Genomic DNA, 16,179 nt, shown 5'->3' on the forward strand with positions numbered 1-16,179 from the left:
AATCATCAACACCATATGATCAAGGTAATATTCAGATAGGAAAAACCCGCTATGCCTTATGCCAAAGATCATAAAACCCGATCCCGCTCTCGAATTTTACAATCTGCCATGGAGCTATTTGCCCGCTATGGCTTTAAAAAGGTGTCGATCAGCCAGATTATGAAAGAGGCCAGGATGACGCATGGTGCCTTTTATGCCCATTTTGAATCCAAGGAATCCCTCTACTCGGCTTCGTTTTTGGAGCTGCTCAAGGAAAGTGGTCGCGCACGCCTGGTTAAAGCTCCACTATCCATTAAAAAACTGATTGCTTTGGCATCCAACTACTGGAATCTGCGCCAGCAGCCTGACACTCGCCCTGGACCAGAAACCCTGTTATTTAACGAAGTCGGGAATGATAATGAAAGTCTGCAACCCCTATTGCAGTCATCCTATGAGGATTTGCGCAAACTACTGGAAAGACGGATGCAGGCTTTGAGCCGCTTGCAAAAGCTGGAGGTTTCATCGGCACTAATTCGTGACCGTGCCCGGGCAATTCTGGCTTCGCTGGTGGGGGCGATTACCCTGGCTAGAATGCTACCGGATGAAGAAGAGCGTCAGGCGATTCTCAAGGTGGCACAAACCCAGATACTGGCCCAGATGCAGTTGCAAACTTCTGGTGTAAGTGAACACTGAGTTTCAGGCATCCCTGCCTTTTGAAACTGTGATTACGCCTTGCTGGGGTCCTTGAGCAGATAACGTGCGAAGGCGGGCAGCAGCCAGAGCGCGCCGACCATGTTCCAGAGGAACATGAAGGTCAGGAGAATACCCATATCCGCCTGGAATTTGATGGGTGAGAAGACCCAGGTGCCCACACCGATAGCAAGAGTCAGGCCGGTGAAGCTGACGGCCTTACCTGTGGATCTCAGGGTGTGGTAGTAGGCATCCTGCAGGTTTTCACCTTCGCGCAGATACTGGCGCAGCCGCGAGTAGATGTAAATCCCGTAGTCGACACCGATCCCCACGCCCAGAGCAATGACCGGCAGAGTGGCCACTTTGACGCCTATCCCCAGTTGTGCCATCAGCGCCTGGCAGAGGATGGACGTCAGGCCCAGGGGTGCAACGATACACACCACGGCCCGCCAGGAGCGGAAGGTGATCAGAACCAATCCAGCCACCACGGCATACACAAAGATCAGCATAAAGGTCTGGGCGCGGGCAATTTCTTCATTGGTAGCTGCCTCTATGCCTGCACTCCCGGCTGCCAGCAGAAAGCGGGCATGTTCGGAATTGTTTTCTTCGGCAAAAGCTTCCACGGCTCGGGTGACTCCGGCCAGAGTTTCAGCCTTGTGGTCTTCCAGGTAAAGAATAACCGGCAGGAGGTCGCAGCGGTTGTTGACCATGCCCGAGGGCAGGTTGCCCATGGCCTGATTGAGAACAAACTGGTTGCGTGCCAGGGCTTCCCATTTAAGGCTGCCTTCATTGAAACCGGCAATCACCCGCTTGGTGATGTAGGCTGGGGACATGGTGCCCTGAACACCCGGTGTGTTGCGCATTTGCCATTCCAGACGGTCAATGGCCTCCAAAGCTTCATAAGCCACGCAGCCCTGTTCCGGGGTTTCCACCATCACCACCAGAACATCGGCGCTGGTGGCATAGTTTTCGGTGATGTAAGCATTATCCAGGTTGTAACGGGAATCCGGGCGCAGTTCCGGTGCGCCTTCGTCCAGATCGCCAATCTGCAGGTTGGCGCTGCCGACAAAACCGATCACGCCCAGCAGCACCGCAGCCAGCAGCGACCAGGGGGCGACCTTGGCGTGAGTGAAGAAAGACAGTTTGTGCCAGACGGGTGAGACTTCCTGGCGCTTGCGTTCAGCCCGGATGATGCTGGTTTTGCCCACACCCAGGTAGGACATCACCAACGGCAACAGCACCAGGTTGGTCAGAATAATGACTGCCACGCCCAGGGCGGCAGCAATCGCCAGCTCCTGAATGACCTGAATATCAATGAACAGCAGGGTGGTGAAGCCGATGGCATCCGAAACCAAGGCCAGAATCCCGGCCACATAGAGACCCCGAAAAGCCAGACGGGCCGCGGTCATGCGGTCATGGCCGTGGGAAGCTTCAATGGCCATGGCATTGATGACCTGTACACCGTGGGAAACCGCAATGGCAAAAACCAGAAAGGGCACCAGCATGGAGTAGGGGTCCAGGCCATAGCCCATCAGTTTTAACAGTCCCAGTTGCCAGATAACCGCCACCACGGAGCAGGCCAAAGGAATAATCGAGCTTTTAAAACAGCGTGAATAAAGGAACAGCAGAACAAAGGTGATCACCAGGGCAACAAGAAAGAAAAAGCCAACCTGGGTGGCACCGTCAATCAGATCACCAATCAGCTTGGCAAAGCCGATAATGCGCACATCAAATTCATCATCACTGAATTGATCCCGAACTTCTTCCAGGGCATGGGAAAAAGCCTGATAGTCCAAAGGTTTACCATCAACCTCTTCCACCAGGGGAGCCAATACGATGGTCGAGCGAAAATCATTGGCAATCAGAATGCCGACCTGCCCGGATTTGAGGACGTTTTCCCTGAGCACGTTCAGGCTTTGTTCACTGCCATCATAGGTGTCGGGGATGACGGTTCCGCCTTCAAAGCCTTCTTCGGTGACCTGAGTCCAACGCACGGCCGGGTCCCAGAGAGAGCGAACAGCGGACTGATCCACGCCACGCAGGTAGCGAACTTCGTTGTAAACCTTTTGCAGGCGCTGCATATAGGCCTGGGAAAAAATATCCTCGTCTTCATCCTTGACGGTGACCGCCAGGCGCACGGCATTACCCAACCCGCGCAGGTCATCCTGGCGTTCCATGAAGTTTTCAATATAGGGGTGCGACAGGGGAATCAGTTTTTCAAAACTGGCTTCCGGCTGCACTTTAAGCGCCTGGGTTCCGAGAAAAACCGTGACCACCAGAAAGAAAATCAGCCATGCGGGGCGATAGTTGAAAAACAGTTTTTCAATCCAGGGAGCCTTTTGGGTGGAGCTGAAGTTTGTCTTGTTCATCTTGTTAGGCTTCCTTTATTGACGGGTGGAGCTGGGCAGCAGCAATGGCAGGGAATGGATTCCACCGCGACCCACGGAAAAGATGTCACCCTGCTGACTGGCCACGGCCTGCAGGGAATAACGACCGGGCAGAGTATGCCGTTGTAGCTGATCCCTGTTGCCGATCAGGTATTCACCATTCTGGCCTACAATGAGCAGTTGTCCGCTTCCCAGTCGCAGGCCGCCATTGAGAGTCTGCTCAGCCTGGCTGGCCGGTTGCTCCCAGCTGCTGCCACCATCGTCACTGATAAAGAGGTTGCCCCGCAGACCTGTGGCAACCAGCAGGCCATCGGAGGTGGTAAAAAGGCCAAAGAAAGAGCCGTCATAGCGTGGAGAAATGACGTCCCAGCTCAGACCCTGGTCTTCGGAACGATAAATACGGCCTCTTTCGCCAGCGATAAAAAGACGCCCATCGGCATCCTGGGCGATGGCATTATTGTGAAAACCTTCAGGATTGGGGAGAGCAGAGCTTTGGGAAGACCAGCTGTCACCACCGTCTTCCGTCACTAGAAAAAGGTTGTAGCCGCCGATGGCAAAGCCTTTGTCAGCCGAGGTGAAATACACATCCAGCAGAGGAGGCACTTCTTCTGAATCAGCCAGAAAATAGAGATCGTCCAGTTCAATTTCCAGCTCTTCCTGGCTGACCCGGTCCCCGGCTTCTTCAGCCTGCTCCAGAGCGGCCTCCACTTCAGGGATCTTGTCTGCAGCGCGTTGCGGGCCGGCCACCAGTTCATGGTGAATTAATTCCCAACTTTCACCGGCATCGGTCGAGCGCAGAATGATGCCTTCATGACCCACGGCATAACCTTGTTGTGGGGTGGGAAAGTCCACCGCGGTCAAGTGGGCAATAACGGGCACCTTGGCCTGTTGCCACTGTTTGCCAGGATCACGATAAAGGATGTGTCCTCTTTCTCCCGCAGCAACCAGACGTTCACCCGCCGCAGTAATATCCAGCAACAAAGACTCAATGGCCTTGTCAGATTCAAGAGCTGGGCGGATCAAGGTGTACTGGGCCTGGACATTGCCGGTAAACAACACCACGGCCACAATAAAAACGACTAGACTGGAGATAGAAGACCGAATTTGCAGCCACATGGATGGGCTCCTTTATTGTTGTGCTGAAGCTTTCGATTAACTTTAGCACTAAATCAGGCGTTCAGACAAACGCTTGTTTAAAATTCTTGAAGCTTGTTGGAGGTGTTGAATGAATGCTGAAAACTCTTTGGCTGAACTGGCATGTGAAGCCTGCCGTGCCGATGCACCCAGAGTCGAAGGAGACCAACTGCAGCAACAATTAAAACGGGTGCCTGACTGGTCACTGGTTGAAATTGAGGGAGTGAAACGCCTGGAAAGAAGGTTTGAATTCCCGGACTTTTCAGCCGCTCTGGACTTCACCGTGAAAGTGGGGGAGCTGGCTGAAGAAGCCAACCATCACCCCAGAATTGTCACCGAATGGGGGAAAGTGACCGTGCACTGGTGGACCCACAAGATCAAGGGGCTGCACATGAATGACTTTATTTTGGCATCACGCAGTGGCGCAGTATACTCGCGCTTTAAGGTGAATTGACGCAAGGATCCCCTGTGAAGCAGAACCGTTTGAGCTGCAATCCTATTTTATTACTCACCGTTCTGCTTTTGTTGGTGCTCTGGATGAGCCCCACCCAGGCACACGGGTATATCAGCCTGCAGATTGAGAATGACGGTGTCCTGGGGGTGGATCGTCATTATACCCATGGCATGCAGCTGAACTTCATGCCGGAAGCGGATCCACCTGCCTGGGCCACCGCCCTCCTTCCCCAGGCTACCGGCTCCTTGGCTTCCGAGCTCAGCCTGGGGCAAGCCATTTTTACCCCGGCTGATATTGAAAAAGCCACTGCTCAACCACAAGACCGACCCTGGGCTGGTTATGTCTATGCCAGCTATGCCTTGATGTCCAAACCCACCGAGCGTACTTCTTCTTTTCAAGAAGGGCAGATGCTGCAGTTGACTCTGGGCCATGTGGGGCCGGATTCCGGTGCGGAATTAGCCCAGAAGCAGATTCACAAGCTGATCGGCTCACCTGATCCTGAAGGCTGGGAACACCAGCTTGGCAACGAGCCCACTTTCAATTTGTATTATTTTCACAAGTGGATACAGTACCTGGATGCCCCGGAAGGGCGCGATCTTGAGGTTTCACCTGTATTCAGCCTGGCAGCAGGCAGCCCCTATACTTATCTCTCCGGAAGCCTTGCTCTGCGTTGGGGGGATAACCTGAAGCTGGATTACGGGCCTCCTGCCCTCCATCCCGGTTATCCGGGCACCAGCTATTTTGCACCGGGAACACCCTGGAACTGGTATGTGTTTGGTGGGCTGGAGTACCGGCGGGTTATCTATAACCTCTTCCTGGATGGCAACCTGTTTCGATCCGGACCCAGCGTGGAGAAAAGAGCCGATGTCGGGGCAGCCTTTGCCGGAGCCGCTCTGATCTATCGCCGGGCACGCATCAGTTTTACAACGACTTATCGAACCCGGGAGTTTGTTGGACAGGAGGAGGGGGACTTTTTTGGTGCTCTCAACTTGTCATTAAAGCTTTGATCAACCGAATTGTCCGCTGACAAAAGGGTTGCTGCGTTTTTCTTCGCCAAAGCTCGACATGGGGCCGTGGCCGGGGATAAAGCGTACTTCATCACCCAGAGGCAGGAGCTTTTCCTTGATGGAGCTGATCAAGGCCTGGTGGTCGCTCTTGGGAAAATCCGTGCGGCCAATGGAACCGGCAAAAAGCACATCACCCACCTGGGCAATCTGGTTCTCGGCATCATAAAAAACAATGTGACCGGGAGTATGGCCAGGGCAGTGCAGAACCTGAAACTCGGATTGCCCCAGGCTGACCCGGTCACCCTCTTCCAGCCACTGATCCGGGGTCACGGGCTTGGCTTCGGGGAAAGCAAACATACGGCTTTGTTCACCCAGACCATCCAACCAGAACTGATCTTCCTTCTGAGGGCCGATAATATCCACACCGGTTCTGGCTTTTAGATCGGTCACCCCTCCGGCATGATCAATATGACCGTGGGTCAGTAGCAGTTTGGTCAGCTTGAGGCCATGTTTTTCCACAGCCTCCAGCAGGCGATCCACTTCACCCCCGGCATCAATAATTGCAGCTTCCTTGGTGACGTCACACCAGACCAGGGTGGCATTCTGGGCAAAAGGGGTTACCGGGATAATCTCGTACTTCAACATGAAGGGCTCCAGTTATTGGCAGTCAATTGCTCCAGAGGATAACATGCAGTCTTTTCAAGACTGAAGGTTTGTGGCGGCGATGACATTTCTTTTACCGGAACAACTTCCCCAATGGATATCCCTGTTGTTGATTGTTATGGCCACCCTGACCTCGGCTGTCACTGCCGCTCTGGGGGTTGGCGGTGGTGTCTTGCTCCTGGCGATGATGGCTCTGGTGGTTCCGCCGGCGGCCATTATTCCCCTGCATGGCATGGTGCAACTGGGCTCCAATGCCAACCGCGCTCTGCTGACCTGGCGGCATATTGACTGGAAACTACTGGCTGCTTTTGCCCCCGGTGTTCTTCTGGGAGCCTGGCTGGCCAGTCTGTTTCTGGTACAACTGCCCATGCAATTTCTGCAACTGACCATTGCCGGGTTCATCCTGTTTCTCTGCTGGGGCCCCAAAGTGTCCCCTTTGGCACTGGGACGACTGGGCAGTTTTCTGGCCGCTGGCGCAACGACTTTCCTCAGCATGTTCGTCGGAGCCACCGGGCCTCTGGTTGCTGCCTTTGTCAAACAACAGCATCAAGGTGATCGCTTTCGCACCGTAGCCAACTTCGCCGCTTCCATGAGCCTGCAACACCTTCCCAAGGCCGTGATCTTTGGTTCAGCCGGTTTTGTTTTTAGCGACTGGTTGGGGTTACTGGTACTGATGATTGCCGGTGGCGCTTTAGGTACCTGGCTTGGCCTGAAGCTACTGGCCCGCCAGACCAATCGAAACTTCTCACGCTTTTTCAACATCCTGCTGACACTGCTTGCACTGAGGCTGATCTGGCAGGCTTTTAGTTGATTTGTAAACGTTTATAAATCGCTACCACCAGGTATTTTTGCTCAGGACGCGTGAATACATCCCTGTAAGCTCTGGCCACGACGTCCTGTCGTGGACAGCCTGAGCAATCAATCCCTGGTCGCTCGCTGTAAAAATTATTCTGGTAGCGTATTAACTGATTTGACTAAGCGACCTGGGATCCTGCCTCCACAGCCACAAGCTGATGCTCAGGGTGATCAGCAAAACCAGCAGTGAACCGGCAATAACCCCCGGCCAATGCCAGAATTGCCAGAAGGGGTCGAGATAAAAGCCGCCGGTGCTGGCTCCCAGGTAATAGAAAACCAGATAAAGTGCATTGGCGCTGGCTCTGGCATGTGGGGCCTGGCGGCTGACCCAGCTGCTGGCATTGGAGTGGCAGAAGAAAAAGCCGAAACTGTTCACCAGCAGACCGGCAATAATGGCAATCAGGCTGGGCAGGAGTAGAATCAGACTGCCGGAAATCAGAATCAGAACACCCAGCGCCATGCATAAAGGCTGGGCCAGATAAAGAGCCACTCGCCCGGAGATGGACGCGGCAAAGGTGCCTGTCAGGTAGGTGATGAACAACATGCCCAACAGACTACTGCTGAGCAGCCAGGGGTCATCAGACAGCAGGTAGGTGACGTAGCTGTATTGGTTGATGAAGATAAAAAAGTTCAGGCCACCCAGCAGATAAACACTGAGCAACAAGGGGTTGCGTAGATGCCCTGTTAAGTCTCTGAACATTCTTTGTATAGAAGGTGTCTGAGGTTTAAAATGCCGGGAGGCAGGCAAGGCCCACCAGAAGACGATCAGACAGGCCAGGGAAATAACCGCCGCCAGCAGAAAACTGGCGCGCCAGTCAAAGGCATCGGCCATAAACCCGGAAAACAGGCGACCACCAATGCCGCCCAGGGTGTTGCCGCTGATGTAGATACCCACGGCCACAGCCATGGCTTTTTTGCTGAATTCATCGCCCATATAAGCGATGGCAATGGCGGGCAAGCCACCGAGAAGAAAACCCTGCAGCGCTCTTAACAGGATTAAACTGGTATAGTCTGGAACCCAGGCCAGGGCGAAAGTGGTGACGACCACGCCCGTCATGGTGATCAGCATGATCCCGCGTCGTCCCAGAGCGTCGGATAAAGGGCCGTAGATCAACAGGGAGAAGCCCAGCATCAAGGTGGCAACGGCCAGAGAAGCATTGGCCTGCAAGGTGGAAATACCAAAAGCCTGCTGAAACTCGGGTAGCAAAGGCTGGGTCACATAAAGATTACTGAAGATCATGAAAGACCCACAGCACAAGGCCAGGGTTGCTCGCCAGAAGGCTGAGGTGTTTTCTTCAATCATTGGCAGGCACTGCTTCCCTAACTGAAATGAAGGCACACTTTACGTTTGCGCAATAAATAAGCAAAATATATCCTGTTAATTCTGAAAATAAGGCCATCTTATGGATATTCGTCCGCTTCGCTATCTGGTTACGGTTGCTGATCTGGGCAGTTTTACTCTGGCTGCAGAACGTTTGGGTGTGGCTCAGCCCGCAGTCAGTATGTCGATCCGCAATATGGAAAAACAACTGGGTCTGTCTCTTCTGGATCGTGGAGAAAAAAAGGTCAAGCCAACCGCAGAGGGAGCTTTGTTGCTGGTGCATGCGCGTCGGATACTGAATGAAACCGAAGCTGCGGAGCTGGCCCTGAATGAAGCGCGCGGGCTGACCAAGGGTGAAGTGCGCATCGGCATTCCCAGTATGCTGGGTTCTTATTACTTCCCGCCGATTCTGATGGCCTTCAAACACCGCCACCAGAACCTCAACCTGGCTGTATTTGAAGACGGCACGCGCAGTATTCAGAAAAAAATCCGTGAAGGGACTCTGGATGTGGGAGTCATCGTTGCCGATCGCGTACCCAATGATCTGGAAGCAGTGCCTTTTCTGCGCGAAGAAATGGTCGTTTGCGTGCCTTCGGATCACCCCTTTGCCGAACAGGAATTCGTCACCTATGAAGAGTTTCTGCAGGAAGAATTGGTGCTTTTCAAGGAAGGCTATTTCCACCGCGAATTCATAGACCGGATCTGCGAAAAATCCGGCATGGAGCCTCGGGTGGCTTTTGAATCCAACCTCATTCCCCTCACCAAATCCATTGTTCGCCAGGGTTTTGGAATCACGGTCTTCCTCAAACTGGTTTTAAAGGATGAACCGGATCTGGTGGCCGTTCCCTTCAAGGAACCGGTGTTTCTGGATATGTCCATTGCCTGGAAAAAAGGGGCCTACCAGTCGATTGCCGACCGGGCTTTTGTTGATTTTCTGCTGGAACATGCCGAAGTGGCGGCGGATTAAAAACCTTTGACTACAAAAGCTTATAAACTGCTTGTTGTGCGGAAGTTTGTATACCAGCTTTACAGTTAAAATAGATCACAAATCTCATTATTTGGTTACTGGACTGGTTCTGACACTCCGGTTATAAGAGTTTCTGGATTTAAGTGAGGAAGTTTTTTCTGGCATTGCAATGGGAGTGTCAGGGAGTTGTATCCAGCCAGCCCCCTTATAAAATCGGCCGACTACTTACATATACCTGATGCCTCCACCGGCAATGTTTACTGGGTGCATGGTCTTTTGCATCAAGGAAGAACCACTGCATTCAAACCAACCGGGAGAGGTAAAATGATATTCAAACGTATTGCAGTGGCAGCAATGGTTGCTGTCTCTTTTGGAGTTGCTGCAGATTCGATTCCAGGAGCCAGTGTGGAACAGTCGGATGATGAACTGCATCTAGGTATTTACAATACATCACAGAAAAACGTTGTCTTGTCTGTGGATCAGGTGGAAGTGTCCCTGAAGCCTGATTCTGCCTTGTCGTATGACTGCGGCGGTAACCTGTATCTGATCATTGAATTGCCGGACAGTCTGGACTATCACCCGATTGCTTGTTCTAGCAAAATTATTTTCTGAAGGGAATCATGATGATGAAAAATAAATGGTTGGCTGTAATGTTGTTGGGGCTGGTTATTGGGCTTTCCGGTTGTCTCGAAGAAGATGTGGATAACAATGGTAAGTACAGTTCATGTGAGATATCCACCTTGTTTAACGACTGGAGTGGAACTAACTATTACTCTGAGGCGACTTCAAAGTGTTGGAATATTTCTGGTGGTGGTTATACCAGCAGTCAGAAAGCTCTCGATTGGTGTACAGATAAAGCTAGGGATTATCTAACTGATCGTGGTTACACAGGTTCCTCGTTTGGGGTTAAGGTAAATTCCTCAAGCTGTCAATAAAGTGGCTGAGGCTTGACTCAAGCCACAGCCACACCTTTGATCAGGGCGTAAATGCCCTGATCTTTCTTTAAAGCCATTCGTTCCACTGAGCGTCGGTAGACGCGAGCTAGTAGGCATTGTTCCCCCAGTTGCAGGCGCACCAGGGCCTGGCTGGGGTTGGGGTCCGGCTGGATATCCAGCAGTTGGGTGTGCAGGCAGTTCAACAGGCTGATATCCGGCGGGGGTGTTAAAGCCAGAACAACATCCCGGGCGAGAATTCTGACGCGGGTTTTTTGACCGGGTTGTAAGTTGCTGCGACTGATCAGCAAAGACTGGCTTTCCACCGCCACTTCACTGAGTCCATCCCCCGAATCCGCCTGAAGGGCGCGACCATGAAGTACGCTGGAAGCGGTATCTGTCTGGATGAAGGGCAGGGCCGGATCGGTCAGCAGTTGTTGCAAGTTGCCCTGAGCCGTCACCTTGCCTGCTTCCAGCAGAACCAGATGATCCGCCAGGCGGGTGACTTCTTCAATGGCATGGCTGACATAGATGATGGGTACTTCCAGCTCATCTCGTAGACGCTCCAGAAACGGCAGGATTTCCGCCTTGCTCTCGACATCCAGGGAAGCCATGGGCTCATCCATCAACAGCAGTTGCGGGCTGGTCAGCAGTGCTCGCCCTATGGCCACGCGCTGGCGCTGCCCTCCAGAAAGCTGATCCGGGTAGCGTTCCAAAAAATCTTCAAGGCCTAGCAGCGCAATGACCTGCTGAGGTTGTAGTTGGCGCTCACTATCAGGGATGCGTCGATAACCGTATTCAAGATTCTTTCTGACCTTCATGTGGGGAAAAAGACTGGCTTCCTGAAAGACATAACTCAGTGGGCGCTTGTGAGTGGGCACCAGGGTTCGTGGGTTCTGCCAGACCTGACCTCGAAAGCTCAGGCGACTCCCCGGCTGCACTTCCAGCCCGGCAAGCAAACGCAGCAGTGTGGTTTTGCCGGAGCCGGAACGCCCGAACAAAGCGGTGATTCCCTGAGTCGGCAGTTGCAGGTGCACATCCAGTTCAAAAGAGTCTCGGGGCAGCTTGAAGTCGGCCAGCATCATAGACTCACCACCTTAAAGCGCCGGTTCAGCGCAAAAACAGCCAACAGTAACGCGAAGGAAGCCATCACCAGAATCAGGGATAACTGGTGGGCAGCTCTATAGTCCATGGCTTCAACATGATCATAAATGGCAATGGAAGCCACCTGGGTGCGACCGGGAATATTGCCCCCGATCATCAGAATCATGCCAAATTCCCCCAGGGTATGCGCGAAAGAAAGCACGCTGGCCGTCAGAAAACCCCGTCGTGACAGCGGCAAGACCACTGAGAAAAACCGATCCAAAGGAGAAGCCCGCAGGGTGGCAGCGACTTCCAATACCCGCCCTCCCGCCGTGGTAAAGGCATTCTGCAGGGGTTGCACCACAAAGGGCAGGGAAAAGAGCATGGAACCCACCACCAGCCCGGAAAAGCTGAAAGCCAGGTGATTCATGCCGATGGATTCCAGAAAACCACCCAGAGCACCCTGAGGCCCTAAGAGTATCAGCAGATAAAAACCCATGACTGTGGGTGGTAGTACCAGGGGCAAGGCAACCAGCGCCTCCACCAGTACCTTGGCGCGACTGTGAGTGTGGGCCAGCCACCAGGCCAGAGGTGCGCAGATGAGCAAAAGCAAAAGGGTACTGATAATTGCCAATTTCAGGGTAATCCATAGGGCTGTCAGGTCGGCTTCAGAAATCATTGACGTACCTATTCTGATTTATCTGCAAGCAACCACGACAAGGTGTCTGGCGACAAGCGAAGCAGGGACTGCGCAGCGCCGGAGTTTTGTCCAGGGATAGGACAAACCGACGGAAAGTCAGATTCCTTGTGGTAGTGGTTGTGTGAAACTTGCTCAGAATCCATATCCCGCCGCCCTGATTACCGCCTGAGCTTCTTCACTCTGCAGCCAGTCCAGAAACTGCTGACCAGCCTTTTGTTGAGGGGAGGAGGTCAAGACTACGGCCTGCTGTTCCAGCGGGGTATAAAGTTCCGTTGGAGGTTGCCAGCTAGTGCCCCGCGTACTGCCATCTTCTTCAATAATCTGAGCCAGAGCCAGGAATCCGGCCTGGGCAGTACCGCTGGTGACATATTGCAAAGCCTGGGTGAGGTTTTCGGCCTGGGCAATTTTTTCCTTCTGCCGCAGGTCTTCATACATCCCCAGTTGCTGCATCACTTCTACAGCGGCAGCCCCATAGGGTGCGGTACGGGGATTAACCAGGGCCAGATACTCCAGCTCTTCAGACTTCAGAATACGGCCTTCATCCAGGGGTGAATCCAGGGTACTCCACAAGACCAGCACACCCTGAGCATAGGTAAAACGTGATTCCGGCAGGGCCAGACCTTCATCCACCAACCGCTGCGGCCGGGCCTTGTCGGCAGCCAGAAAAACATCAAAAGGAGCTCCATTGACGATCTGGGCATAGTGTCGCCCGGTGGAACCTGAGCTGATTCGCAGTGTCTGGCCGGAATCTGCTTCATAAAGGGGCGCTAATTCATTCAAAGTACCCAGAAAATTGGAAGCGACTGCCACACGCAGTTCACCCCAGGCTAATGCGGGCAGTAGCAGAATAAGAAGGAAGCAGCTGATGGCTCTGAACATGGTAGGGCTCCATTTGGCTCAGTAAAACATTTGCCAGTCACTCGTGCAATTGTGGTGCCAAACAGAAAACCGCACCCTCTCCAGGGGTGCGGTCTGGTCAAGCCGTTTATCCACTATTCACTGGGATATTCCACGAGAACATCTTCATCGCGCAAAATCATCTGGCAGGCCAGGCGCCAGGGGGATGGCGGAATATCATCCACCAGCATTTTTTCGACCTGGGCATCGTTGATCTTGCCCATTTCCTTGAGAACAGCGGTTTCACGGGGATTCAGGGGGCCACCCATGGGACGGGATTTGTCCAGAGTGGTGACTTCGACCAGGCAGGTGCCGCATTCACCATTTTGACAACCAAAATCTATGGGTATGTGGTTTTCCTTGGCCATTTGCAGGATGGTTTGTTTGTGGCTGCCAGCAACGGCATAGGTGGTTTTGTCCTGATGCAGGCTGCTTTTGAAAGTTACTTTTGCCATGGGTTCTCTTCCTCATCGGTTAGGGAGTGGGCTGTCCCCGAGCAGGACAGCTGGAAGTCCTGGCGCAAGATTTATACCAGAGAACCGGATGTGTTGGATGGCAGGTTTTGCAAGGCGGGTACGCAAAGTAGAAGGAATCAGGTTTGTTGTTAAGAACACTTTTTGTCGGGTTTGCTGGGGTTTTTGCAACAAACCCGACAAAAAAGGGGTCAGGCAACCTGGCTGGTCTGCAGGGGTGTTTTCCAGCAGGTGGTATGGCGAAGATGGTGGGCCAGAGGGTCGTCCCAGCTTTGCTGGTGTTCATCCTGCCAACTGCAAAGCTGTACATGCAGATCCAGAGGGTTCAGCTCCATACCCAGCTCAAGCTGCTGTTGCTGATGCGTCAAGAGTGAAAGCAACTGTTGATGCTGGCTGCGGTGGGCATCATAGCCGGAGTACTGGGTGGCCAGCATAAAGCGCTCTTCCTGATCAAAGTGATCACGTGCATGCATCACCAGATTGTTGAGCAGGCAGGGTAGCGCTGTTTTGGAAACCAGTGGCAGGGCTCCCAGCAAAGCGGTAAACAAATGATGTGCCTTGTCCATGGCTGGTAAATCATAGTGCTGCAGTCTCAGAGTGGGCGTGATATCAGGCATGGGCATTGACCTCGGTTAATACAGCATTTAGGCAGTCTTGATGGCTCAGGTTGAGTACTTCAAAACCCTGGCGTTCTAGAAATCGGGCTTCTTTGGGTGTGGGATCCTGGATACAGGCCCATCCTGCCGGATGACCGGCATCGTAAACAATGTCATTAATCAACATTCTGGGTGTATCCCGATCCAGTTTCAAACCCAGCAACAGGTATTGGCAGCCCTTGCGCTTTTGCTTGAGAAAAGGCGGCATGCCAAAGCCACCCATCAGTTCGGTCAGATAGTCGACATAGTCCGCATCCGAGGCAATATAAAGTGATTCCGGAACAGGGGTGCCCACGGGTTTGAAAAGAATCGGCAGACTGGAATCAACCGTTTCCAGGGTCACTGGATAATAAGCCTCACCATCATGTTGAAAAAGCCGGTAGCGCTCAGTGCCGCCGCCAATCCGTGCCACACCCACCACCAGCAGATGCGGTGTCCGGCTCCAGAAATTCTGGAGCTGGGTGTCCCGGTTGAGGTCGATCAGATAATCAAAGCCGGCTCCGGCCAACTGCTGGTGAAAGCTTGAAGCACTCCATTGCGTGTCTCTGTAGGTGGTGTCCAGAAAGCGGGTGACGGCTTTGCGCCCGCGCTTCAGTTCAATGTTCATGGCCGCCCTGGGAAACTCATACATCAGCTTGGGGGCCATGGGGCGGCCATTATTCATGGCAATAATCAGGCTGTCACTGTCCGCAGGCATGGCATTGCCCTGGGTGTCCGTGATGCCTTCCAGGGCCTGGTGCCCCAGAACCGGTACACAGCGGCCTGCTTCCAGGGCATCTAACAGGCTTTTCGGTAAAAGCTGGGTCATGGTTCTACTCCTGAGTCGGGTCATAAGGTTGCAGAAGTCTGAGCAATTCCCATGCCATGGCTCTTTGTTGTCGTCAGTGCGACAAGTAAAAAAGTTTTGTCGTCTCCTATACTTCCCTACAAAAAGAGTGGTTATTTGTAATTTATATAAAAAACAATAGCTTGTATTTTATTGGCAGGCTGGCACGTGCCTTGCGATTACCTAAGCAGCGGCGGAGATAGCTTCGTCACTAGTACCTAAATTTGTGTACCTATGAGGAGAAAGACAATGGCACTACGTCAAGCTGCTATTTACGGTAAAGGCGGTATCGGCAAGTCAACCACGACTCAGAACCTGGTGGCTGCACTGGCTGAAATGGGCAAGAAGGTCATGATCGTGGGCTGTGACCCCAAAGCTGACTCCACTCGCCTTATTTTGCACTCCAAAGCCCAGACTACGGTTATGCACCTGGCTGCCGAAGCCGGTTCAGTTGAAGACCTGGAGCTGGAAGATGTCATGGCAGTGGGCTATGGCGATATTAAATGCGTTGAATCCGGTGGCCCTGAACCCGGTGTCGGTTGTGCCGGTCGCGGTGTTATCACGGCGATCAACTTCCTGGAAGAAGAAGGCGCTTACGATGAAGAACTGGACTTTGTTTTCTATGACGTACTGGGTGACGTGGTTTGTGGTGGTTTTGCCATGCCCATTCGTGAAAACAAGGCTCAGGAAATCTACATCGTGGTCTCCGGGGAAATGATGGCGATGTTTGCTGCCAACAACATTGCCAAGGGCATCGTGAAGTATGCCAGCTCAGGCAGTGTGCGTCTGGCCGGTCTGATCTGCAACAGCCGCAACACTGACCGTGAAGATGAACTGATTGAAGCTCTGGCCAGCCGTCTGGGCACCACCATGATTCACTTCGTACCCCGCGACAATGTTGTACAGCACGCGGAAATTCGTCGCATGACCTGCATCGAATACGACCCCAAGGCCAACCAGTCCAATGAGTATCGTGCTCTGGCACAGAAGCTGGTGGACAACAAAAACTTTGTGGTTCCCACTCCGCTGGAAATGGATCAGCTGGAAGAGCTGCTGATGGAATTCGGCATCCTGGAAGAAGATGACGAAACCATTATCGGTAAAAAAGCGGATGAAGTTGTTGCCTAATAAGCAGCCTCTCAATATTGATTCTTA

Annotated in this window: 18 protein-coding genes; 8 read left to right on the forward strand and 10 right to left on the reverse strand. The window is 52.9% G+C overall.

What is annotated here, in order from left to right; translation table 11 throughout:
• Positions 1 to 51 precede the first annotated feature (51 nt).
• The gene (locus LG323_RS14250) at positions 52 to 672 is read left to right on the forward strand and encodes a TetR/AcrR family transcriptional regulator (protein WP_404417561.1); all 621 of its coding nucleotides are present in this window, start codon (positions 52 to 54) and stop codon (positions 670 to 672) included.
• A gap of 32 nt (positions 673 to 704) precedes the next feature.
• Here LG323_RS14250 and LG323_RS14255 read toward each other — a convergent pair whose 3' ends face one another.
• A complete protein-coding gene (locus tag LG323_RS14255; protein ID WP_404417564.1) occupies positions 705 to 3,038 on the reverse strand; it encodes an RND family transporter in 2,334 nt (777 codons plus the stop codon).
• Between the two features lie 15 nt (positions 3,039 to 3,053).
• On the reverse strand, positions 3,054 to 4,172 hold the full coding sequence (locus LG323_RS14260) for a WD40/YVTN/BNR-like repeat-containing protein (RefSeq protein WP_404417567.1): 1,119 nt from the start codon (positions 4,170 to 4,172) through the stop codon (positions 3,054 to 3,056).
• A gap of 109 nt (positions 4,173 to 4,281) precedes the next feature.
• On the opposite strand from LG323_RS14260, the gene LG323_RS14265 reads away from it, so the two are divergent.
• Entirely contained in the window at positions 4,282 to 4,644 is a 363-nt protein-coding gene (locus LG323_RS14265; RefSeq protein ID WP_404417570.1) for a 4a-hydroxytetrahydrobiopterin dehydratase, read from the forward strand.
• Positions 4,645 to 4,658: 14 nt separating this feature from the next.
• Positions 4,659 to 5,651 (forward strand): lipid A deacylase LpxR family protein, encoded by a 993-nt coding sequence (locus LG323_RS14270; protein ID WP_404417573.1) that lies wholly within the window; start codon positions 4,659 to 4,661, stop codon positions 5,649 to 5,651.
• Here the strand turns inward: LG323_RS14270 and LG323_RS14275 are convergent, their stop codons facing one another.
• Entirely contained in the window at positions 5,652 to 6,296 is a 645-nt protein-coding gene (locus tag LG323_RS14275) for an MBL fold metallo-hydrolase (protein ID WP_404417575.1), read from the reverse strand.
• A gap of 79 nt (positions 6,297 to 6,375) precedes the next feature.
• On the opposite strand from LG323_RS14275, the gene LG323_RS14280 reads away from it, so the two are divergent.
• Positions 6,376 to 7,125 carry a sulfite exporter TauE/SafE family protein gene (locus LG323_RS14280; protein WP_404417578.1) on the forward strand — a complete coding sequence of 250 codons (750 nt, stop codon included), beginning with the start codon at positions 6,376 to 6,378 and terminating at the stop codon, positions 7,123 to 7,125.
• Positions 7,126 to 7,275: 150 nt separating this feature from the next.
• Here the strand turns inward: LG323_RS14280 and LG323_RS14285 are convergent, their stop codons facing one another.
• The gene (locus tag LG323_RS14285; protein ID WP_404417581.1) at positions 7,276 to 8,472 is read right to left on the reverse strand and encodes an MFS transporter; all 1,197 of its coding nucleotides are present in this window, start codon (positions 8,470 to 8,472) and stop codon (positions 7,276 to 7,278) included.
• A gap of 100 nt (positions 8,473 to 8,572) precedes the next feature.
• Here LG323_RS14285 and LG323_RS14290 point away from each other — a divergent pair, with 100 nt between their 5' ends.
• From LG323_RS14290 to LG323_RS14300, 3 genes are all read left to right on the forward strand, one after another.
• A complete protein-coding gene (locus LG323_RS14290) occupies positions 8,573 to 9,457 on the forward strand; it encodes a LysR substrate-binding domain-containing protein (protein ID WP_310696463.1) in 885 nt (294 codons plus the stop codon).
• A 324-nt stretch (positions 9,458 to 9,781) separates the two neighbouring features.
• Positions 9,782 to 10,069, forward strand: coding sequence for a hypothetical protein (locus LG323_RS14295; RefSeq protein WP_404417585.1), 288 nt, complete (start codon positions 9,782 to 9,784; stop codon positions 10,067 to 10,069).
• An 8-nt stretch (positions 10,070 to 10,077) separates the two neighbouring features.
• Positions 10,078 to 10,392 (forward strand): hypothetical protein, encoded by a 315-nt coding sequence (locus LG323_RS14300; RefSeq protein WP_404417588.1) that lies wholly within the window; start codon positions 10,078 to 10,080, stop codon positions 10,390 to 10,392.
• A 17-nt stretch (positions 10,393 to 10,409) separates the two neighbouring features.
• Here the strand turns inward: LG323_RS14300 and modC are convergent, their stop codons facing one another.
• The 6 genes from modC to LG323_RS14330 all read right to left on the reverse strand — a co-directional run bounded on the left by modC (position 10,410) and on the right by LG323_RS14330 (position 15,006).
• Complete coding sequence (modC, locus tag LG323_RS14305; protein ID WP_404417591.1) at positions 10,410 to 11,474, reverse strand: molybdenum ABC transporter ATP-binding protein; 1,065 nt, start codon at positions 11,472 to 11,474, stop codon at positions 10,410 to 10,412.
• Positions 11,471 to 12,151 carry a molybdate ABC transporter permease subunit gene (gene modB / locus LG323_RS14310; protein ID WP_404417594.1) on the reverse strand — a complete coding sequence of 227 codons (681 nt, stop codon included), beginning with the start codon at positions 12,149 to 12,151 and terminating at the stop codon, positions 11,471 to 11,473. The genes modC and modB overlap by 4 nt, the downstream gene beginning before the upstream one ends.
• Before the next feature lie 153 nt (positions 12,152 to 12,304).
• Positions 12,305 to 13,051 carry a molybdate ABC transporter substrate-binding protein gene (modA, locus tag LG323_RS14315; RefSeq protein WP_404417597.1) on the reverse strand — a complete coding sequence of 249 codons (747 nt, stop codon included), beginning with the start codon at positions 13,049 to 13,051 and terminating at the stop codon, positions 12,305 to 12,307.
• 113 nt (positions 13,052 to 13,164) lie between these two features.
• On the reverse strand, positions 13,165 to 13,524 hold the full coding sequence (locus LG323_RS14320) for a 2Fe-2S iron-sulfur cluster-binding protein (RefSeq protein WP_310696467.1): 360 nt from the start codon (positions 13,522 to 13,524) through the stop codon (positions 13,165 to 13,167).
• A 209-nt stretch (positions 13,525 to 13,733) separates the two neighbouring features.
• On the reverse strand, positions 13,734 to 14,159 hold the full coding sequence (locus LG323_RS14325; RefSeq protein WP_404417600.1) for a bacteriohemerythrin: 426 nt from the start codon (positions 14,157 to 14,159) through the stop codon (positions 13,734 to 13,736).
• Positions 14,152 to 15,006 carry an SIR2 family protein gene (locus LG323_RS14330; protein ID WP_404417603.1) on the reverse strand — a complete coding sequence of 285 codons (855 nt, stop codon included), beginning with the start codon at positions 15,004 to 15,006 and terminating at the stop codon, positions 14,152 to 14,154. The genes LG323_RS14325 and LG323_RS14330 overlap by 8 nt, the downstream gene beginning before the upstream one ends.
• 267 nt (positions 15,007 to 15,273) lie before the next feature.
• Between LG323_RS14330 and nifH the strand changes: the two genes are divergently transcribed.
• On the forward strand, positions 15,274 to 16,152 hold the full coding sequence (nifH, locus tag LG323_RS14335) for a nitrogenase iron protein (protein WP_404417606.1): 879 nt from the start codon (positions 15,274 to 15,276) through the stop codon (positions 16,150 to 16,152).
• Positions 16,153 to 16,179: the final 27 nt, after the last annotated feature.

The sequence above is a fragment of the Marinospirillum sp. genome, assembly GCF_044810985.1.
Taxonomy (GTDB): domain Bacteria; phylum Pseudomonadota; class Gammaproteobacteria; order Pseudomonadales; family Halomonadaceae; genus Marinospirillum.